Raw genomic sequence first — 19,848 nt, 5'->3', positions numbered from 1 at the left:
TCAACACTAAGGACACTGAATGGAATTCGTACTCGACTTGCTGGCCACCGTGTCGCGCTGGAGTCGCAGCAATTTGTCGGAAATCGCCCTGGCACTGGTGGGCTGTCTGCTGATTCTGTTCGGAACTGACATCAAGGGCTGGATCGAAGGCCGCATCGGCGGTTTTGCCGGCGCCCTGCGCATTCCGATCATGGCGCTGCTCTGCACCGTCGGCAGTGGCGCTGCGCTGATTTATGCAACGCCGTGGGTCGTGCGCGCACTGAGCCAGTTCAACAACTACAGCCTGGCACCGGTATTGGTGGTAGTGCTGGTGTTGATCGGGGTAGTGGCCGATCGGAAATAACCGACCGGACATGCAAAAGCGCCCTTGCCCGCGATGGCGGGAAGGGCGCTCTCAAAAATCACACTCCGCGGTTGCCGAGTGCGATCAGCCCATCAGCGGATGCTCTGGATGCTGCCTTTGTTGCCGGTCACTTTCACGTTCACTTGCTTGAAGATGAAGTAATCGTTGACGGTGACTTCGTAACGCGGCGCGACGATCAGGTCGGAACCGGACGATTTGACGGCCTTGAACGCTGCGGCGGCCTTAGTGGAGGAGATCGGGTCCGGCAGAGGCAGGCCGATGCCGCCACCACCGCTCGCGCCGCCGTAGGTCACGCCGTCCGCAAATTGCGTATCGCCGCCGATGTTCAACCAGCCGAACAGAACATTGGTGGACGACTCGCCGCTGATGGCTTCACCGACTTTGACGTCAGCCTTCAGATCAGTCTTCACGTCGCCGGACAGCGAAGCGCTTGGCTGGCTGACGTTATAGCTGACACAGCCGCTGGTGGTCGCAATCAGCGTGGCGATCGCAGCCATTTGCCAAAACTTGTTCATCTTCATTCCTCGTCATCAATATTGATATATGCAACGGCGGGGACTATGAAGATCAGAACTGAAAATGGATGTCGGACGATTCCGAAGACCTTGTAGCCTCCTTAGGAAGAAATCGAAGGGTTCGTCATACAAGGCAAAAAGCGGCTGAAATGTGCTGTAAAAACTCAAAAGCGGCCGCTACCGGACCGCTTCTGGTCGAGAAGTGATCAGGCCAGCTTCTCGAACTTCAGATCCCAAACCCCGTGACCGAGGCGTTCGCCACGGCGCTCGAACTTGGTGATCGGACGCTCCGCAGGGCGCGGAACGCATTTGCCGTCTTCGGCCAGGTTGCGGTAACCCGGCGCCACGTTCATCACTTCCAGCATGTATTCGGCATAGGGTTCCCAGTCGGTCGCCATGTGCAGCACGCCGCCCGGCTTCAGCTTAATGCGCACAAGCTCGGCAAATTCGGCCTGGACGATGCGGCGCTTGTGGTGGCGCGACTTGTGCCAGGGATCCGGGAAGAACAGCATCAGCCGGTCCAGGCTGTTGTCGGCCACACAACGGTTGAGCACTTCGATCGCATCGCAATCATAAACGCGCAGGTTGGTGAGCCCCTGGGTCAGCACGCCGTTGAGCAAGGCGCCGACGCCCGGACGGTGCACTTCCACGCCGATGAAATCCTGCTCTGGCGCGGCGGCGGCCATTTCCAGCAGCGAGTGGCCCATGCCGAAGCCGATTTCGAGCGTGCGCGGGGCCGAACGGCCAAACACCTGATCGAAATCCACCGGGGCGTCGGCCAGCGGTAGCACGAAACGCTCCTTGCCCTGATCCAGACCACGTTGCTGGCCTTCGGTCATGCGACCGGCACGCATCACGAAGCTCTTGATGCGCCGATGGTGGCTGTCATCGCCTTGGGCTTTGGTGTTTTCGTCGTTCATCACTTCATCGTCCGGAAGTGGGTCGGGCGTTTGCGAATCAATCATCAACAGGCTCTTACTTGATCAGACCATCCAGCGGCGAAGACGCGCTGGCATAGAGTTTCTTGGGCATACGGCCGGCCAGGTAGGCCATGCGGCCTGCCAGAATGGCGTGTTTCATGGCTTCGGCCATCAGCACCGGGTGTTGCGCGTGGGCGATGGCCGAGTTCATCAGCACCGCCTCACACCCCAGCTCCATGGCGATGGTGGCATCGGATGCAGTGCCGACACCGGCATCGACCAGCACCGGGACTTTCGATTCTTCGAGGATGATCTGCAGGTTGTACGGGTTGCAGATCCCCAGGCCAGTACCGATCAGGCCCGCGAGGGGCATCACCGCGCAGCAACCGATTTCGGCGAGCTGGCGGGCGATGATCGGGTCATCGCTGGTGTAGACCATGACGTCGAAGCCGTCCCTGACCAGCGTCTCGGCGGCCTTGAGGGTTTCGATGACATTGGGGAAAAGGGTTTTCTGGTCAGCGAGGACTTCCAGCTTGACCAGATTATGGCCATCGAGCAGCTCGCGAGCCAGGCGGCAGGTGCGCACGGCTTCGATGGCGTCGTAGCAACCGGCGGTGTTCGGCAGGATGGTGTAGCGGTCCGGCGGCAGCACGTCGAGCAGGTTCGGTTCGCCCGGGTTCTGGCCCAGGTTGGTCCGGCGCACGGCAACGGTGACAATCTCGGCGCCCGAGGCTTCGATGGCCAGTCGGGTCTGTTCCATATCCGCGTACTTGCCAGTGCCGACCAGCAGGCGCGACTGAAAAGTACGACCGGCCACGGTGAACGGCTTGTCGCTGCGAACGTTGCTCATCTGAAATCCTCTTTACGGTTGAGGTTTTTGCAGTGCCTGCGGATCAGGCCGGCGGCACGTCGAAGGCTAGCCGCCACCGATGGCGTGCACCACTTCGACCTGATCGCCTTCGGTCAGCGTCGTGGCGGCATGCTGGCTGCGCGGGACGATGTCCAGATTGAGCTCGACGGCGACTCGGCGCCCGGTCAGATCCAGACGTGTGAGCAATCCCGCGACGGTTTCGCCGTCGGGCAGCTCAAAGGATTCACCGTTCAACTGAATGCGCATGCGAGGGGCAGCCATCATTTTAGGGGGCGAGCATTCTAGCCCGTTCGGTCGGTATGACCAAGGCAAAGCCACGCCATTCGTCTCGGGCGTAGCCTGGGTATGGGGCGCGTCCGCGACAGGCGCGCGCCCCAGGCGGGATTAAAGCGTGTCGAGCCCCAGGCGCCATGCCGTCCAGCCGAGAATCGCCCAGCCGATCAGGAAAAACAGGCCGCCGAAGGGGGTGATGATGCCCAGCTTGGTCGCGCCGGTCAGCGTCATCAGGTAGAGGCTGCCGGAAAACAGGATGATGCCCAGTGTGAAGGAGATGCCTGCGTAGGTGACGAGCCGGCCCTGGATCTGCATCGCCAGCAGCGCCACGCCGAAAATCGCCAGCGCATGAATCAGCTGGTAGAGCACGCCGGTGTGGAAGACCGCCAGGTACTCGGGGGTCAGGCGATTTTTCAGGCCGTGGGCAGCGAACGCGCCAAGGGCGACGCCGGTGAATCCGAAGAAGGAGGCCAGCATCAGAAAGGTTCGTAACATGTACAACTCCAGGCAAGTTCAATGACGCGTGGTCTGTATAATGGCCCGCTCAAACGCTTCGGCCAAGCCATCTCTATGCTGCAATTACTTCTCCGTCGTGTCGCCAAAGGCCTGCTCTGGTTCGCAGCGACGAGTGTCGTGCTGGTGCTGATTTTCCGTTGGGTCCCTCCTCCGTTTACCGCGTTGATGGTCGAGCGCAAAATTGAATCCTGGTTCGACGGTCAGCCCATTGACCTGCAGCGCGACTGGGAGTCATGGGACAACATCTCCGATGACCTGAAAATCGCTGTTATTGCCGGCGAGGACCAGAAGTTTGCCGAGCACTGGGGTTTCGATATCGACGCCATTCAGGCGGCACTGGTTCATAACGAACGCGGCGGCTCCCTGCGCGGGGCCAGCACGCTGAGCCAGCAGGTGTCGAAAAACCTGTTTCTGTGGTCGGGCCGCAGTTACTTCCGCAAGGGTCTTGAAGCCTGGTTCACCGGGCTGATCGAGGTGTTCTGGTCCAAGCAGCGCATTCTTGAGGTGTACCTGAACAGCGTGGAGTGGGACGACGGCGTCTTCGGCGCCCAGGCCGCTGCACAGCATCACTTTCATGTGAATGCGAGCCAGCTATCGACGCAACAGGCCAGCTATCTGGCCGCCGTCCTGCCCAACCCACGGGAATGGAGCGCCAGCCACCCTAGCAGCTATGTCTCACAGCGGGCAGGCTGGATCCGCCAGCAGATGCGTCAGCTGGGTGGGGATGAGTATTTGATGGGGTTGAATCACAGCCGGAAGTGGTGAGCCCAAGTCTGGCTTTATGGCTTTCGTAGGACTGGATTTAAGCTTTCGTAGGACCGGCTTTAGCCGGGAACGCGTCACACGTCACGCCGCAAGCCTAATGGCGCTCAACCCGGCTTCTTCCCGGCTGAAGCCGGTCCTACCGAGATAGGCCCCACAAACAAAAACGCCCCGATCATCTCGGGGCGTTTTACGTTACAGCGTACTGATCAAGCAGCAATCGACAGCTTCAGCTTATTCATCGCGCTCTTCTCGAGCTGACGAATACGCTCGGCAGAGACGTTGTACTTCTCGGCCAAGTCGTGCAGCGTGGCCTTCTCTTCCGCCAGCCAGCGCTGATACAGAATGTCGCGGCTGCGGTCGTCGAGCACGTTCAGTGCTTCGTGCAGGTTAGCCGTCGAGCTGTCAGTCCAGTCAGAATCTTCCAGCTGACGCGCAGGATCGTAGCGATGGTCTTCCAGGTAGTTGGCCGGCGACTGGAAAGCGCTGTCATCGTCGGCTTCTGCCGCCGGGTCGAACGCCATGTCGTGGCCGGTCAGACGACTTTCCATCTCGCGCACTTCGCGGGGTTCGACACCCAAGCTCTCCGCTACGCGATGGACTTCTTCGTTGTTCAGCCAAGCCAGGCGCTTCTTCTGGCTGCGCAGGTTGAAGAACAGTTTGCGCTGAGCCTTGGTGGTCGCGACCTTCACGATGCGCCAGTTACGCAGGATGAACTCGTGAATCTCGGCCTTGATCCAGTGCACGGCAAAGGACACCAGGCGCACACCCATCTCTGGATTGAAGCGCTTCACGGCCTTCATCAGGCCGACGTTACCTTCCTGAATCAGGTCAGCCTGAGCCAGGCCATAACCGGAATAACTGCGTGCGATATGCACGACAAATCGCAGGTGGGCGAGCACCATCTGCCGAGCCGCCCCCAAATCCTGCTCATAGTAGAGACTCTCGGCCAGTTCACGCTCCTGCTCTGGCGTCAGCAGTGGGATGCTGTTAACCGTGTGCACATAGGCTTCCAGGTTCGCACCCGGGACTAAGGCATACGCAGGTTGCAAAGAATTGGTCATTACGAAAAACCTCCGACACATAACTCGTGCAGTTCAGCACTGCGAAATTGACCGGGAACCGCTAGACAAGTTCCCTGAGCTGAAAAGTCAATAGGTGAAACAAAATTTACTAACGATATAGCTACTCAACACTAACGAGGCGCCAACTCTCTCAAATGGCGTGCCACTGCAATCCACGCACCGATATACCCCAACAGCACCGCTCCAAGCAAGAGCGACACGCCGTCGGACACTGGCACGCCAGCAAGGGCAAAATTGCTGCCGTAGAGTCCGGCCAGCCGGACCACCGCTTCGTTCAACCAGTCTAGCCCGAAAGCGAGAACACCCCAGGAAAGAACTCCGGCACCCAGCCCGTACAACGCACCCATATAAAGGAAGGGCCGACGGACGTAACTGTCCGTACCGCCTACTAACTTGATGACCTCGATTTCCGTACGACGGTTCTCGATGTGCAGACGAATGGTGTTACCGATGACCAACAGCAGCGCTGCGACCAACAACACCGTCAGGCCGAACACGAACCGGTCACCCAGCTTGAGGATCGCTGCCAACCGCTCGACCCAGACCAGATCAAGCTGGGCCTGCTGCACTTTAGGCAGCTCGGCCAGATGCGTACGTAATGCTTCCAGCGCGGCTTTGTCAACTTCCAACGGTGTAACCAGCACAACGCCGGGCAGCGGGTTTTCAGGCAACTCCTTCAGTGCCTCGCCCAGACCGGACTGCTTCTGGAACTCGTTCAGTGCCTCATCGCGGCTGATGTATTCGGCATCGGCGACGCCGCCCATTTCCTTGATCTGACGGACAAGGCCCTCGCCTTCACTCGGCGATGCGTCCAGTTGCAGGTACAGAGATATCTGCGCCGCGCGCTGCCAGGATCCGCCCAAACGCTCGACATTGCTCAGCAACAACGACAAGCCCATCGGCAAACTCAGCGCAATGGCCATCACCAGACAGGTAAAAAAGCTGCCAATGGGCTGCTTGCCGAGACGGCGCAGGCTGTCCAGCAGGCTTGACCGGTGGGCCTCGATCCAGGCGTTGAACAACTCGCCGAAGCTCGGGCCATCGTCGTCATCGCGTTTCTTTTTCTTTTGCGGCGCCGGGTCTGAAGCTTTTGGCGCTACGCGTTCGGACACCTTGGGACTGCGAGTGGCACTCATACGCCAGCCTCCCCGTCGCCGATCAGTCGGCCGCGTTGCAACGTCAGCATGCGATGGCGCATCCGCGCGATCAATGCGAGGTCATGGCTTGCAATCAGCACACTGGTGCCCAGACGGTTGATGTCTTCGAACACACCCATGATTTCAGCTGCCAGTCGCGGGTCGAGGTTACCAGTGGGTTCGTCCGCCAGCAGCAGGGCCGGGCGGTGAACGATGGCGCGGGCGATGCCCACGCGCTGTTGCTGACCGGTGGACAAATCGCCCGGGTACAGCTCGGCTTTGTCCGATAACGCAACGCGCTCAAGGGCCGAGTCGACGCGCTTGACCACTTCGGTTTTGGACAGGCCGAGGATCTGCAGCGGCAGCGCGACGTTATTGAACACCGTGCGATCAAACAGCAATTGGTGGTTCTGGAACACGACGCCGATCTGCCGACGCAAAAACGGAATCTGCGCGGTGCTGATCTGACCCAGGTCCTGACCCGCCAGCAACAGCTTGCCCGTGGTCGGACGCTCCATCGCCAGCAGCAGGCGCAGCAAGGTACTTTTGCCCGCGCCGGAGTGACCGGTCACAAACAGAAATTCGCCACGACGTACTCGAAAGCTCAGCTCATGCAAGCCGACGTGTCCGTTCGGATAGCGTTTACCGACCTGTTCGAAACGAATCATGGGCGCTCCCGCTCGGCGAATAGGGCTTGGACGAACGGCTCGGCTTCGAAGGTGCGCAGATCGTCGATGCCTTCACCGACACCGATGTAGCGAATCGGCAGACCGAACTGCTTGGCCAGGGCGAAGATCACGCCGCCCTTGGCGGTACCGTCGAGCTTGGTCAGCGCAAGGCCGGTGAGCTGGACGGTCTGGTTGAACTGTTTGGCCTGGTTGATCGCGTTCTGGCCCGTACCGGCGTCCAGCACCAGAAGCACTTCGTGGGGCGCGTCGGCGTCGAGCTTGCCGATCACGCGGCGAACCTTCTTCAGCTCTTCCATCAGGTTGTCTTTGGTGTGCAGGCGGCCCGCCGTGTCGGCGATCAGCACATCGATACCGCGCGCTTTGGCGGCCTGAACGGCATCAAAAATCACCGATGCCGAGTCGGCGCCTGTGTGCTGGGCAATGACCGGGATCTTGTTGCGCTCGCCCCAGACCTGCAGCTGCTCAACGGCTGCGGCGCGGAAGGTGTCGCCTGCCGCCAGCATGACCTTCTTGCCTTCCAGCTGAAGCTTCTTGGCGAGCTTGCCAATGGTGGTGGTTTTACCCGCGCCGTTGACGCCAACGACCAGAATCACGAAAGGCTTGTGCTGCGAAGTGATGACCAGCGGAGCTTCCACCGGCTTGAGCATTTCAGTCAGCTCGTTCTGCAGCGACTTGTACAGCGCATCGCTGTCGGTGAGCTGCTTGCGCGCTACTTTCTGCGTCAAGTTGCGCACGATCGCCGACGTTGCTTCCACGCCGACGTCGGCAGTCAACAGCCGGGTTTCCAGCTCGTCGAGCATGTCGTCGTCGATGGCTTTTTTGCCGAGGAACAGGCTGGCCATGCCTTCGCCCAGGCTGGCGCTGGTTTTCGACAGGCCCTGCTTCAGGCGCGCGAAGAAACCAGGCTGCTTGGGTGCGGCGGATCCTTCGAACGGGACAGGCGGCACATTGGTTTCAAGAACGGGCACCGCAGCTGCGGCTGGAAACCTCGGCGCTGTCGTCAACGGCGGCGTCAGCGACGGGAGATCATTGCCAGACACCGGATCAGGCAGCGCGACCGGGGTCGGCTCGACAGACGGAGCCACTTCGAACGAGGTGGTGTCGATGAGCGCCGATTGAGCGGGGACTTCAGCCAAGGGAGCGGCCGCAGATTCCACGTTGGACTCGGTGTGAACCGGGATGGGCGGCGTGACGTGAGGCTCGCGCTCATCGGTGAAAGCGACTGGCTCTTCAGCAACAGGCAGGTGAAGCCAAGGATCTTCGACCGGGGCCGAAAGCGCTTCAGTCGTCGCTGTGTGTGGCAAGGGCTGCGACGTGGGTTGCGGCGCGCGCTCGGCCGGGATGACCGGGGCGTTGATCTGCTCAGCAACTGACGGCGCCTGATCGGGCACGGATTCTGGCGCGGGTGCGGGGGCATTCTGAGGCGGTTCTGGAGTGGCTTCCTGCGGCTTTTTGCGCAGCCATCCGAACAGGCCTTTCTTCTCGCCAGCCGGGGCTGGGGTCTTCTTGTCGTCGTTGGAACCAAACATGGAGGACGGCTATCTCACGGTAACGACGCGCCAGAGCGGCGCCTCTGAAAAATTCTGTATGCGAAACAGACTGTAATCGAGCCCGCTTGTTCAGCCAGAGCCCTTCCGTTTACGCCTTTTGCGCATCGCCTTCCGGCACTGGACGAAGAGTCCTACGTCACAGTCATAGTCGCCGAGCGAACTGGCCGCTATCCTAACACCCCCGCGCCCGCTGACGCTAAGCAGGCCGTCTCCAAGGTTCAAATCACGAATGAATGCTCTAGCCCGCTGTGCCGCAGGCCTGCTGCTCAGCACAATCTGTTTGCCCTTCGCCGCATCGGCTGCCGACCCACAACCCACCACCGAGTTCACGCTGGACAACGGCCTGAAGGTCGTCGTCCGTGAAGACCACCGCGCGCCGGTCGTGGTTTCGCAGGTCTGGTACAAGGTCGGCTCCAGCTACGAGACGCCTGGACAGACGGGCCTTTCCCATGCGCTGGAACACATGATGTTCAAGGGCAGCTCCAAGGCGGGCCCTGGCGAAGCATCGCTGATCCTGCGCGACCTGGGCGCTGAAGAGAACGCCTTCACCAGCGATGACTACACCGCTTATTACCAAGTGCTGGCCCGTGATCGACTGGCTGTTGCCTTCGAACTGGAAGCCGACCGCATGGCCACCCTGCGCCTGCCCCCTGAAGAGTTCGCCCGGGAGATCGAAGTCATCAAGGAAGAGCGACGCCTGCGCACCGATGACAAGCCGAACGCCAAGGCCTACGAGCGCTTCAAGGCCATCGCCTACCCCGCCAGCGGCTACCACACGCCGACCATCGGCTGGATGGCGGACCTTGAGCGCATGAAGGTCGAGGAGCTGCGCCACTGGTATGAATCCTGGTATGTCCCCAACAACGCCACGCTGGTGGTGGTCGGTGACGTGAAGCCCGATGAAGTGAAAACCTTGGCTGAGCGCTTCTTCGGCCCGGTGCCACGCCGCGACGTACCGCCGTCGAAAAAGCCGCTGGAGCTCGCCGAACCTGGCCTGCGCCAGATCACCGTGCATGTGGCCACGCAGATGCCGAGCCTGATGTATGGCTTCAACGTGCCGAGCCTGGCTACCGCCACCGATCCTCAGTCGGTCAACGCACTGCGCCTGATTTCGGCCTTGCTTGACGGCGGCTACAGCGCGCGCATTCCGACCCGCCTGGAGCGCGGCGAAGAATTGGTCACCGGCGCCGCGTCCGACTACGACGCCTACACCCGCGGCGACAGCCTGTTCACCATCAGCGCCACGCCCAATCAGCAGAAGAAGAAAACCCTCGCCGACGCTGAAGCCGGCATCTGGCGCCTGCTCGACGAGCTGAAAACCAAGCCGCCCGCCAAGGAAGAGCTCGAACGGGTCCGGGCCCAGGTGATCGCCGGATTGGTCTACGAGCGCGATTCCATCACCAGTCAGGCCAGCACCATTGGCGAACTGGAAACAGTGGGCCTGTCCTGGAAGCTCATCGATCAGGAACTGGCCGCGCTGCAAAGCGTGACGCCGGAAGACATCCAGAAAGCCGCCCGTACTTATTTCACCCGCGAGCGCCTCGCCGTTGCGCATGTTTTGCCTGAGGAGAAAGCCCAATGAACCAGCGCAACGACTCCCGCTTTGCGCGGACGCGGGCCTGCTCCTTCGCACTTGCCGTCACGTTTGGTCTGTTCGGTGCGGCATCGGCGATGGCAGAGACCGCCGAAGCCCCGAAAGCCATCGATAAGGCCGCCAGCACGCTGGAATCCCTGAAAGAGCTGGACGGTAAAGCGCCGGCTCGCCGCTCGCTGAACATCCAGTCGTGGAATACCGCCGAAGGCGCTCGCGTGCTCTTCGTCGAAGCCCATGAACTGCCGATGTTCGACATGCGCCTGCTGTTCGCGGCCGGCAGCAGCCAGGACGGCGCCAATCCCGGTATTGCGCTGGTCACCAACGCGATGCTCAACGAGGGCGTCAAAGGCAAGAACGTCAGCGCCATCGCCGAAGGTTTCGAAGGGCTGGGCGCTGATTTCGGCAACGGCTCCTATCGCGACATGGCGATCGCTTCGCTGCGCAGCCTGAGCGCCGCCGACAAACGCGAGCCCGCGTTAAAACTGTTTGCCGAAGTGGTGGGCAAACCGACGTTCCCGGCGGACTCGCTGGCGCGGATCAAAAATCAACTGCTGGCGAGCTTCGAATATCAAAAGCAGAACCCGGGCAAGCTCGCAGGCGATGAGCTGTTCAAGCGGTTGTACGGCGATCATCCCTACGCGCATCCGAGCATGGGCACGGCCAAAAGCATCGCGCCTCTGACCTTTGCTCAACTGAAGGCCTTTCATGCCAAGGCCTACGCCGCTGGCAACGCAGTGATTGCGCTGGCCGGAGACCTGACGCGAGCGGAAGCCGAAGCCGTTGCGGCGCAAGTTTCCGCTGCGCTCCCCAAAGGCCCGGCGCTGGCGCCAACCGTCGCACCGACCGAACCCAAGCCGAGTGAAACCCACATCGAGTTTCCGTCCAAGCAGACCCACCTGATGCTGGCTGAACTGGGCATCACCCGCGGCGATCCTGATTACGCGGCCCTGTCACTTGGCAACTCGATCCTCGGTGGCGGCGGTTTCGGCAGCCGTCTGATGACCGAAGTGAGGGAAAAACGTGGCCTGACCTACGGCGTCTCTTCGGGCTTTACGCCGATGCAGGCACAAGGTCCGTTCATGATCAGCCTGCAGACCCGGGCCGAACTCAGCGAAAACACCCTCAAGCTGGTGAAGGACATCACCCGTGACTTCCTTGCCAACGGCCCGACCCAAAAAGAGCTCGATGATGCCAAGCGCGAACTGGCCGGCAGCTTTCCACTGGCGACTGCCAGCAATGCGGCCATCGTTGGCCAACTGGGCGCAGTCGGCTTCTATAATCTGCCGCTGACCTACCTCGAAGATTTCATGACGCAGTCCCAGAGCGTCACGGTCGAGCAGATCAAGACCGTGATGAACAAACATCTGGACGCCGACAAGCTGGTGATCGTGACCGCAGGTCCGACCGTCCCGCAGAAGCCACTGCCACCCCCTACTGACAAACCCGCCGAGCAACCGCTCGGCGTTCCGGAGCACTGATGACCTCGACTTCCAAGCCGCCGCGTATCCACAAAGGGCACAAAATCCACACGGGCCTGGGCCAACTGCGGATCATCGGCGGCGAATGGCGCAGTCGGCGTCTGAGTTTCCCTGACGCCCCCGGTCTGCGCCCGACGCCGGACCGTGTGCGGGAAACTCTGTTCAACTGGCTGGCGCCGTACATCGAAGGCGCGCGCGTCCTCGATCCGTTCGCCGGCAGTGGCGCGCTGTACCTTGAAGCCCTATCGCGCGGCGCCAGCATGGGTCTGGCGCTGGACACCAACTCGATGGCGATCTCCAGCCTGCGCGAACACCTCGGCACGCTGCGTTGCACCGTCGGCAAAACCGCGACCGGCGACGCGCTCCGTCATCTGGAGACCCAGCCGGCCGAACAGTTCGACGTAGTGTTCCTCGACCCGCCGTTCCACCAGGACTTGCTGATGCCTGCCTGCACGCTGCTCGAAGAGCGCAACTGGCTGGCGGACAGCGCGTGGATCTACACCGAAAGCGAAACCGCGCCGTCGACGCTGGGCATGCCCGCCAACTGGCGCCTGCACCGTGAAAAGAAAGCCGGTCAGGTTCACTACGCGGTGTGGGAACGCAGTGCGGTCGCGAGCTGATCTTCCCGGGTTTGTCCCGGCATTCGGCCTGGGCAACCCGCACTTGCAGACGCTGTGGGGACCGCTCTGGCGGCCGACCACCCACCTCGAGCGTCGGCGCGAGCGCATCTGGCTGGAAGACGGTGATTTCCTCGACATGGACTGGCACGGCCCGCACGACGCCACTGTGCCGGTCGTGCTGGTGCTGCACGGTCTGACCGGCTCGTCCAACTCCCCCTATGTCGCCGGGCTGCAGCACGCCATGGAAAAACGTGGCTGGGCGAGTGTCGCCCTCAACTGGCGAGGCTGTTCAGGGGAGCCGAACCTGTTGCCCCGCAGCTATCACTCCGGCGCCAGCGAAGACCTTGCCGCCGTGATCGATCATCTGCGCAAGGCTCGACCGTTGGCGCCGCTTTACGCGGTCGGGTATTCCCTCGGCGGCAACATTTTGCTCAAGCACCTTGGCGAAACCGGGTTCGACAGCCACCTGCAGGGGGCTGCGGCGGTGTCGGTGCCGTTTCGTCTGGACGAATGCGCCGACCGGATCGGGCTGGGGTTTTCCAGGGTTTACCAACGGCACTTCATGCGCGAGATGGTCGGCTACATCAAGGACAAGCAGCGACGCTTTCAGCACGAAGGCCTCAGTGACGGGCTGGCAGAACTGGCGGCACTGGGCTCCCTGAAAGACATGCGCACGTTCTGGGATTTCGACGGGCGCGTGACAGCGCCGCTCAATGGATTCGTGGACGCCCATGATTACTACCAGCGCGCCTCCAGTCGGTACTTCCTCGGCGCCATCCGCACGCCAACGCTGCTGATTCAATCTCTTGATGACCCGTTCGTGTTCAAGCACAGCCTGCCTGAAGGCTCGGAGCTGTCGTCCAGCACCGAATTCGACCTGCAGAAAAAAGGCGGTCACGTGGGTTTTGTCGGCGGCACGATTAGAAAGCCGACGTATTACCTGGAGCAACGGATTCCGGCGTGGTTGACGGACGTCCATGGCACGCAGCCAAGCCGCTAACGCCTGCACGATCGTTCAAGACACGTGTGCGCCGCCCGCTTACCATCCGGGGCATAAGGAGAAAAACCATGTCCCGTCATCAACTCTTCGTCCGCGGCCTTCGCGACAGCGTGCCGATGCTGGTTGGCATTGCCCCATTCGGCATTATCTTCGGCACCCTCGCCGGTGTGGGTGGGCTGACCCTGTGGCAGGCGGTCGGCATGTCGATGTTCGTTTACGCAGGATCGGCGCAGTTTATCGTCATCAGCCTGATGGGCGCCGGGGCCGGCGCGGTTGTGATTCTGTTGACGACGTTCATCGTCAATTTGCGCCACGTGCTGTACAGCGCCACCCTGCAGCCACAGGTTCAGGGGCTGCCCCAGCGCTGGCGACTGCTGCTGGCGTTCTGGCTGACGGACGAAACTTTCGCCATTGTTCAACGCCACTACCTGGTCCACGGCCGGACGCCGCTCGCGCATTGGTACTGGCTGGGCGTGGCGAGCTCGCTGTATGCCTGCTGGGTAAGCAGCTCGCTGGTGGGCGTGCTGTTTGGTCAGGCTTTTCCCGACATGGCCAGTTGGGGCCTGGAATTCGCGATGCTGGCAACTTTCATCGGTATCGTCGTGCCGCTACTGCGCACCCACCCACAAATCGCCGCCGCGCTGGTCGCTGGCGCGGTTGCCCTGCTGACATGGTCATGGCCCTACAAGCTGGGGCTCATGGCCGCAGCGTTCAGTGGCATCGCGACGGGGGTGTTTCTGGAGAGAAGGCAAGCGGCAAGGCTGGACGACATGACCCCGAACGAGGTGCGCCCATGACGTACTGGTGGCTGATTCTGGGCATGGCGGCGATCACTTTTCTGATGCGCTACAGCCTGTTCGCCTGGCCGAACCTGCGTTTCCCGCCGCTGGTGCGCCAAGGCCTGCATTACGTACCCACCGCCGTGCTGACCGCCATCGTCGTCCCTGGCATGTTGCTGCCCGACGGCGCGCACTGGCAGTTGTCCCTGGACAACGCCTACTTGCTGGCCGGGATCGTGTCGATTGGCATTGCGGCATTCAGCCGCAATCTTCTGGCGACCATCGGCGGCGGATTGCTGGTGTTCTTCTTGCTGCGCTGGGCGATGGGCCAGATGTGAGGCAGATACGCCGCTACCTTAGTCCCCGGTCGCGACGCCCCGCTGCGGGTCGTTGATCCATTCGCTCCATGACCCCGCGTACAGCGCCCCCAACGGATACCCGGCGAGAGTCATGGCAAACAGGTTGTGACAGGCCGTTACGCCGGAACCGCAATAAGCGACGAGCGCATGGGCAGGACGGCCTTGTAGTGCCTCGGCGAAGCGCTGCTTCAGCTGCTCTGCCGGGAGAAAGTGGCCATCCGGCCCGAGGTTGTCGGTGAATGCCGCGCACTGTGCGCTCGGAATGTGCCCCGCAATAGGGTCGATAGGCTCGACTTCACCCCGGAACCGCGCGGGGGCACGTGCGTCGATCAGCGTCATGGCGGGATCGCCGATGCGGGCCTGCAGTTGCTCGGCCGCCAGCACCATCGATTCATCTGGCACGCCGTCGAATGAACCCTCGGGTTGGTGCGGTGGATCAAGACTCAGCGGCAGACCCGCCCCATGCCAGGCCTTGAGCCCGCCATCGAGCATATACACGCCGTCGCGCTTGCCCAGCCACGCCAGCAACCACCAGGCTCGGGCGGCATACGCACCCGGGCCATCGTCGTAAAGCACGATATCGCTGTGGTTGTTCACACCCCAGAACCGCAAGCGCTCGATCAGTGTCTGCGGATCCGGCAGCGGGTGGCGACCGGTCACACCCTTGGTGATGGCACCACTGAGATCATTGAGCAAGTCAGCGTAAGAAGCGCCTTCGATATGGCCCTCTGCGTAGCTGCGCTGGCCGTAGTCCAGATCGTCCAGCGACGAACGACAATCCAGTATCACAAGCCCGGGCTGGGTCAGGCGTTCTGACAATTGTTGCGGGCTGATCAATTGCGCGATGGACATGACAGGCTCCTGCAGGCAGTAAAAAGGGCGATATGACAATCGAGTGAGACAACCGGGCCGAGTCAGCCAGCGTCTTCCAGTGCCTTGGCCAACGGCACGTAAAACTCCGCGCACAGCGCATTCACTGCTTCCAGCGCCTGGGGCGTGACGTAGGCCAGTTCCAGCATCAGCACCTGATAAACGCCGCGACGTATCGCGTCCTCATTCAGGTGAGCGGCGTTCTCCCGGGTGGTGCACAGAAAACGCACCCAAGACGTTAGGATGATCCACGCATTGAGCGTCAGCGATTCGATCTGGACCTTGTCCATGCTCAGAATCTGCGCGTCGACAAAGCCGCTGTAAATGGACATCGCCTTGATCAGGCAGTGTTGGGAAAAGCGTCGGTAACGCACTGCCAGCTCGGGATCGGTTTCAAGCAGGTGCTCGAGGTCGCGGTGCAGAAAACGGTAGCGCCACATGCCGTCGATGATCGCCATCAGGTAATGGCGTTTGTCTTCGACACCCGGCAGACGGCCCTTGGGCGGGTGAAGAAAGCTGTCGACCAGCGTTTCGTATTCGGTGAACAACTCGGCGATGATCGCCTGCTTGTTGGGGAAGTGGTAGTACAGATTGCCGGGCGACATTTCCATGTGCGCAGCGATGTGATTGGTGCTGACGCTGCGCTCGCCCTGCTGATTGAACAGCTCCAGGCTGCTGTGCACGATGCGTTCACGGGTGTTGATGCGTACGGTTTTGATGCGCGGCGCCATGTTCAACTCGAACGTCGAAACGTAACAGGGATGTGCCGGATCTTAACGCAAGCGTCGGATCCGTTGCAGACTTCATCGCTCCACGGCCGTTGCCACCCTGAGCCGAACCACCGCTGCGACGCCAACACCGAGCACGGCTGCCGCCAGCACGTTGATTAAAATGACGCCGCGCAGACCGATCGGCGCCGTCAGCACTCCCACCAGTAACCCGGCCAGCGGTTGCGACAGGTTGTTCAGCAGCGTGATGACGCCGACGGTCTTGCCGAAGTCCCGCGCCGGAATGACCCGCTGACGAATGCTGCGCATGTAGACGTTGAACATTTTGTCGAAGCCGACGATCAGCAGAAAGCCGACAAGGTAGACCTCGGATGACGCACTCGTGGCGGTAATGAATGCACCCAGCAGCAAGGCGATGTATGACATCGCACCGAGCAGTTTCAGCGGCAGGCTGACCCGGGCCAGAACAAACAGAATCGCGATGGTCAGCAAGGCGCCCGCCGCCTGCAGACCGGCGTAGAAATCTTTGCTCTCGCCAAACGAGCCGATCACCATGGCCGCCGAGCTGGCCAGGGTGACGCCGACGATCAGGTTGACGCCGACCGCCAGCAAAATGATCTTCTTCAGTTCGGCCAGTCGGAAGATGTGTCCGAAGGCGATTTTCAGTGGCTGGGTCCAGCGGCCTGCGTGCTGATCAAAGCGCTCCAGCGTGACGTCGCTCTTGCGTTGCCAGACGCCCATGGCGAGATCCGCCGCAACGAACACCAGCGCCACACCCATCACGACGCCCCACCACGGGCAGATTTCCAGGGCCAGCGCGGCCAGCAAAGGCCCGAGCACCAGGCCGGTCTGGTCGGCGATCTGAGAGTAGGAGAGCGTCTTGCCGTAGCGGTAATCCGGGAAAATATGCGGCATCACCACTTCCCGGGCCATGATCCCCTGGGTGGTCAGGACGCCGCAGATCGCCGACAGCCCGATCAGCCAGCCGATGCCGCCAAACAGGCCGTACAGCCCCATCGCGACCAGACAGATCAATGCGCGGTAGATCTGGCTGATGTGCAGCAACCGGATGGGCGAGTATTTGTCGCACAGCGCGCCGCAAATCGGGAAGGCAAGGAAGCGCGGCAATGTCTCGACGAAAAACGCCAGCCCCGCCAGGGACGCGCTGTTGGTGGTTTGAAAGACAATCAGCGGCACCAGAAACAGCAGAACCTGATCGGCGAGGCGGGAGAGAAACAGGGAAATGAAAAACGCCAGATAGTCCGTGCGCATTGAGACTCCGTGTCGGGTGGTGCAGGGGCGGCAGTTCAGTTTTAGCCGGGACAGTCTGGCGTGCGTCTGCGAGCGAATGCAAGGACCGTTGACTTCGTAGAGCAATGACTCTAAAAACCCCTGCATAACGTTAATAAGGACTGCTGCGATGCCCGTCGAATCCAAGCTTCTGCCCTATGCAGACGATGCCCCTCCCTTTCGCAGCAGCCTGGAGCAGGTATTCGACGAACAACGTCGCGCATTCGCCGCCAATCCGATGCCGACGCTGCAAGAACGCAAGCAATGGCTCGACCGCCTGCACGGGCTGCTCAGCACCGAGCGTCAGGCAATCATTGACGCGATCAGCGCTGATTTCAGCCACCGCAGCGCCGATGAAACGCTCCTCGCCGAGCTGATGCCCTGCCTGCACAACATCCGCCATGCCCAGCGTCATTTGAAGCAATGGATGCGGCCTTCCCGCCGAAGCGTCGGCCTGGCGTTCCAGCCCGCGAGCGCGAAAGTCGTTTACCAGCCGTTAGGCGTGATTGGCGTGGTGGTGCCGTGGAATTACCCGCTGTATCTGGCCATCGGGCCGCTGGTGGGCGCGTTGGCGGCGGGTAACCGCGTGATGCTCAAGCTCAGCGAATCCACGCCCGCCACCGGCGCTTTGCTAAAAAGCCTGCTGGCACGAGTGTTTGCGGAGGATCACGTCGGGGTTGTGCTGGGCGAGGCGGAGGTCGGCGCGGCCTTTTCGAGGTTACCGTTTAATCACTTATTGTTCACGGGCGCCACCAGCGTCGGGCGGCATGTCATGCGCGCGGCGGCGGAAAACCTCACGCCCGTGACGCTGGAGCTGGGCGGTAAATCCCCCGCCATCGTGTCCCGCGACGTCCCGCTCAAGGACGCCGCCGAACGCATCGCTTTCGGCAAAACCCTCAACGCCGGACAAACCTGCGTAGCGCCCGACTACGTGCTGGTGCCCAGGGATCGCGTTGACGAATTCGTCGAATCCTACAGGGAAGCGGTCATGCGTTTTTATCCCACGCTGGCCGACAACCCGGACTACACCGCAATCATCAATCAGCGGCATGTCGCACGGCTGAATTCGTATCTCGCCGACGCGCAAACCAAGGGTGCCCGGGTGGTTCAGCTGTTCGCCGAGGGGCAGGACCGCAGAATGCCGTTCAGCCTGATTCTGGATGTGAGCGACGACATGCTGATCATGCAGGACGAGATCTTCGGACCGCTGCTGCCGATCGTGCCCTATGACCAGATCGAGCACGCGTTCGCCTACATCAATCAACGCCCAAGGCCACTGGCGCTGTACTACTTCGGCTACGACCGACATGAACAGAACCGCGTGCTGGAGCAGACGCATTCGGGCGGCGTCTGCCTGAATGACACCCTGCTGCATGTCGCCCAGGACGACTTGCCTTTCGGCGGCATCGGCGCGTCGGGCATGGGCCATTACCACGGGCACGAAGGGTTTCTGACGTTCAGCCATGCCAAAGGCGTGCTGATCAAACAACGCTTCAACGCCGCACGCCTGATCTACCCGCCCTATGGAAAGGCGATCCAGAAGCTGATTCAGAAACTGTTCGTGCGGTGATGCGTGTGCGAATTCACACCGACACAACGCGCCCCGCAGGACTGGCTGTGGAACATTCTGGGGCCGGCTTAGCCGGGAATGCATTTGGCGTCACGCCGCAAGTCTGATGGCGCCCACATTGGCCTCTTCCCGGCTGAAGCCGGTCCCACTCTTTGAACGCGATCATCCTGTAGGACTGGCTTTAGCCGGGAATGCATTTAGCGTCACGCCGTAAACCCAAGGGTTATCACACCGGCAGGCCCACTCCAGACTTGCGCGACTTGGCCGGCTCAGCGTGCTGCGCTACCATCCAGTCCCCAACGAACTCCGACCAGGACGACGCGATGAACCGAGTGTTGTACCCCGGCACCTTCGACCCTATCACCAAGGGTCATGGCGATCTGGTCGAGCGCGCTTCGCGCCTGTTCGATCAGGTGGTCATTGCCGTCGCCGCCAGCCCCAAGAAAAACCCCCTGTTTCCGCTGGAGCAACGGGTTGCGCTTGCCCGCGAAGCGACCAAACACCTGCACAACGTGGAGGTCGTAGGATTCTCGACACTGCTGGCGCACTTCGCCCAGGAACAGAACGCCAACATCCTGCTGCGCGGCCTGCGTGCGGTGTCGGATTTCGAGTACGAATTTCAGCTCGCCAACATGAACAAGCAACTGGCCCCGGACATCGAAAGTCTTTTTCTTACGCCGTCCGAACGCTATTCGTTCATTTCATCTACGCTGGTCAGGGAAATCGCAGCGTTAGGTGGTGATATCACCAAATTCGTACACCCCGCCGTGGCCCAGGCGCTAAGCGAACGCTTCAAAAAAGCCTGAGGCCTTGCGTCGAGGCGAGGTGCATACCGAGCGCTAATGCGGCACAATCCGCCGCATTCGTTTTGATATGCCC

General features: G+C 61.3%; 21 protein-coding genes and 1 pseudogene. 10 read left to right on the top strand and 12 right to left on the bottom strand.

From position 1 onward, the window contains the following. Positions 1 to 19 precede the first annotated feature (19 nt). Positions 20 to 343, top strand: coding sequence for a DUF3392 domain-containing protein (locus IFT47_RS13375; RefSeq protein ID WP_192172985.1), 324 nt, complete (start codon positions 20 to 22; stop codon positions 341 to 343). Between the two features lie 92 nt (positions 344 to 435). Here the strand turns inward: IFT47_RS13375 and IFT47_RS13370 are convergent, their stop codons facing one another. The 5 genes from IFT47_RS13370 to IFT47_RS13350 all read right to left on the bottom strand — a co-directional run bounded on the left by IFT47_RS13370 (position 436) and on the right by IFT47_RS13350 (position 3,438). Then, positions 436 to 879 (bottom strand): hypothetical protein, encoded by a 444-nt coding sequence (locus tag IFT47_RS13370; protein ID WP_074892395.1) that lies wholly within the window; start codon positions 877 to 879, stop codon positions 436 to 438. 206 nt (positions 880 to 1,085) lie between these two features. Beyond that, complete coding sequence (gene trmB, locus IFT47_RS13365) at positions 1,086 to 1,799, bottom strand: tRNA (guanosine(46)-N7)-methyltransferase TrmB (protein WP_192173228.1); 714 nt, start codon at positions 1,797 to 1,799, stop codon at positions 1,086 to 1,088. Positions 1,800 to 1,854: 55 nt separating this feature from the next. Beyond that, entirely contained in the window at positions 1,855 to 2,649 is a 795-nt protein-coding gene (locus IFT47_RS13360) for a thiazole synthase (RefSeq protein ID WP_192172986.1), read from the bottom strand. A 66-nt stretch (positions 2,650 to 2,715) separates the two neighbouring features. After that, positions 2,716 to 2,916 carry a sulfur carrier protein ThiS gene (gene thiS, locus IFT47_RS13355; protein ID WP_192172987.1) on the bottom strand — a complete coding sequence of 67 codons (201 nt, stop codon included), beginning with the start codon at positions 2,914 to 2,916 and terminating at the stop codon, positions 2,716 to 2,718. Positions 2,917 to 3,054: 138 nt separating this feature from the next. After that, positions 3,055 to 3,438 carry a DUF423 domain-containing protein gene (locus IFT47_RS13350; RefSeq protein WP_065991125.1) on the bottom strand — a complete coding sequence of 128 codons (384 nt, stop codon included), beginning with the start codon at positions 3,436 to 3,438 and terminating at the stop codon, positions 3,055 to 3,057. 75 nt (positions 3,439 to 3,513) lie between these two features. Between IFT47_RS13350 and mtgA the strand changes: the two genes are divergently transcribed. Further along, the gene (gene mtgA, locus IFT47_RS13345) at positions 3,514 to 4,224 is read left to right on the top strand and encodes a monofunctional biosynthetic peptidoglycan transglycosylase (protein WP_192173229.1); all 711 of its coding nucleotides are present in this window, start codon (positions 3,514 to 3,516) and stop codon (positions 4,222 to 4,224) included. 206 nt (positions 4,225 to 4,430) lie between these two features. On the opposite strand, the gene rpoH is transcribed toward mtgA, so the two are convergent. From rpoH to ftsY, 4 genes are all read right to left on the bottom strand, one after another. Then, positions 4,431 to 5,285: an RNA polymerase sigma factor RpoH gene (gene rpoH, locus IFT47_RS13340; protein ID WP_065991120.1), complete on the bottom strand. Its 855-nt coding sequence runs from the start codon at positions 5,283 to 5,285 to the stop codon at positions 4,431 to 4,433. Between the two features lie 131 nt (positions 5,286 to 5,416). Beyond that, a complete protein-coding gene (ftsX, locus tag IFT47_RS13335) occupies positions 5,417 to 6,442 on the bottom strand; it encodes a permease-like cell division protein FtsX (RefSeq protein WP_192172988.1) in 1,026 nt (341 codons plus the stop codon). Further along, on the bottom strand, positions 6,439 to 7,110 hold the full coding sequence (ftsE, locus tag IFT47_RS13330) for a cell division ATP-binding protein FtsE (RefSeq protein WP_037018829.1): 672 nt from the start codon (positions 7,108 to 7,110) through the stop codon (positions 6,439 to 6,441). Before ftsE ends, ftsX begins: the two co-directional genes overlap by 4 nt. Next, positions 7,107 to 8,660, bottom strand: coding sequence for a signal recognition particle-docking protein FtsY (ftsY, locus tag IFT47_RS13325; protein WP_192172989.1), 1,554 nt, complete (start codon positions 8,658 to 8,660; stop codon positions 7,107 to 7,109). The genes ftsE and ftsY overlap by 4 nt, the downstream gene beginning before the upstream one ends. 250 nt (positions 8,661 to 8,910) lie before the next feature. On the opposite strand from ftsY, the gene IFT47_RS13320 reads away from it, so the two are divergent. The 6 genes and pseudogenes from IFT47_RS13320 (at position 8,911) to IFT47_RS13295 (ending at position 14,490) form a co-directional block, all read left to right on the top strand. Then, positions 8,911 to 10,263: a M16 family metallopeptidase gene (locus tag IFT47_RS13320; RefSeq protein WP_192172990.1), complete on the top strand. Its 1,353-nt coding sequence runs from the start codon at positions 8,911 to 8,913 to the stop codon at positions 10,261 to 10,263. Positions 10,264 to 10,376: 113 nt separating this feature from the next. Continuing rightward, a pseudogene (locus tag IFT47_RS13315) lies at positions 10,377 to 11,753 on the top strand (M16 family metallopeptidase); the annotation flags it as partial. After that, positions 11,753 to 12,373, top strand: a complete 621-nt coding sequence (gene rsmD / locus IFT47_RS13310; protein ID WP_065991110.1) for a 16S rRNA (guanine(966)-N(2))-methyltransferase RsmD — start codon at positions 11,753 to 11,755, stop codon at positions 12,371 to 12,373. The pseudogene IFT47_RS13315 and the gene rsmD, both read left to right, overlap by 1 nt. Next, positions 12,357 to 13,373, top strand: a complete 1,017-nt coding sequence (locus tag IFT47_RS13305) for a hydrolase (RefSeq protein ID WP_192172992.1) — start codon at positions 12,357 to 12,359, stop codon at positions 13,371 to 13,373. Before rsmD ends, IFT47_RS13305 begins: the two co-directional genes overlap by 17 nt. A gap of 68 nt (positions 13,374 to 13,441) precedes the next feature. Then, the gene (locus IFT47_RS13300) at positions 13,442 to 14,170 is read left to right on the top strand and encodes an AzlC family ABC transporter permease (protein WP_192172993.1); all 729 of its coding nucleotides are present in this window, start codon (positions 13,442 to 13,444) and stop codon (positions 14,168 to 14,170) included. After that, positions 14,167 to 14,490 (top strand): AzlD domain-containing protein, encoded by a 324-nt coding sequence (locus tag IFT47_RS13295; RefSeq protein ID WP_192172994.1) that lies wholly within the window; start codon positions 14,167 to 14,169, stop codon positions 14,488 to 14,490. The genes IFT47_RS13300 and IFT47_RS13295 overlap by 4 nt, the downstream gene beginning before the upstream one ends. Before the next feature lie 18 nt (positions 14,491 to 14,508). On the opposite strand, the gene IFT47_RS13290 is transcribed toward IFT47_RS13295, so the two are convergent. From IFT47_RS13290 to IFT47_RS13280, 3 genes are all read right to left on the bottom strand, one after another. After that, entirely contained in the window at positions 14,509 to 15,363 is an 855-nt protein-coding gene (locus IFT47_RS13290; RefSeq protein ID WP_192172995.1) for a sulfurtransferase, read from the bottom strand. A gap of 62 nt (positions 15,364 to 15,425) precedes the next feature. After that, a complete protein-coding gene (locus tag IFT47_RS13285) occupies positions 15,426 to 16,112 on the bottom strand; it encodes a TetR/AcrR family transcriptional regulator (RefSeq protein ID WP_192172996.1) in 687 nt (228 codons plus the stop codon). Positions 16,113 to 16,184: 72 nt separating this feature from the next. Then, complete coding sequence (locus IFT47_RS13280) at positions 16,185 to 17,381, bottom strand: MFS transporter (RefSeq protein ID WP_192172997.1); 1,197 nt, start codon at positions 17,379 to 17,381, stop codon at positions 16,185 to 16,187. A 148-nt stretch (positions 17,382 to 17,529) separates the two neighbouring features. Here IFT47_RS13280 and IFT47_RS13275 point away from each other — a divergent pair, with 148 nt between their 5' ends. Beyond that, positions 17,530 to 18,969: a coniferyl aldehyde dehydrogenase gene (locus tag IFT47_RS13275; protein ID WP_192172998.1), complete on the top strand. Its 1,440-nt coding sequence runs from the start codon at positions 17,530 to 17,532 to the stop codon at positions 18,967 to 18,969. Between the two features lie 323 nt (positions 18,970 to 19,292). Continuing rightward, positions 19,293 to 19,775 carry a pantetheine-phosphate adenylyltransferase gene (gene coaD / locus IFT47_RS13270; RefSeq protein WP_192172999.1) on the top strand — a complete coding sequence of 161 codons (483 nt, stop codon included), beginning with the start codon at positions 19,293 to 19,295 and terminating at the stop codon, positions 19,773 to 19,775. Positions 19,776 to 19,848: the final 73 nt, after the last annotated feature.

Source organism: Pseudomonas sp. CFBP 13711 (assembly GCF_014842265.1).
Taxonomy (GTDB): Bacteria; Pseudomonadota; Gammaproteobacteria; order Pseudomonadales; family Pseudomonadaceae; genus Aquipseudomonas.
The sequence above is the reverse complement of the archived record's forward strand: the minus strand, read 5'-3'. Positions and strand labels throughout refer to the sequence as shown.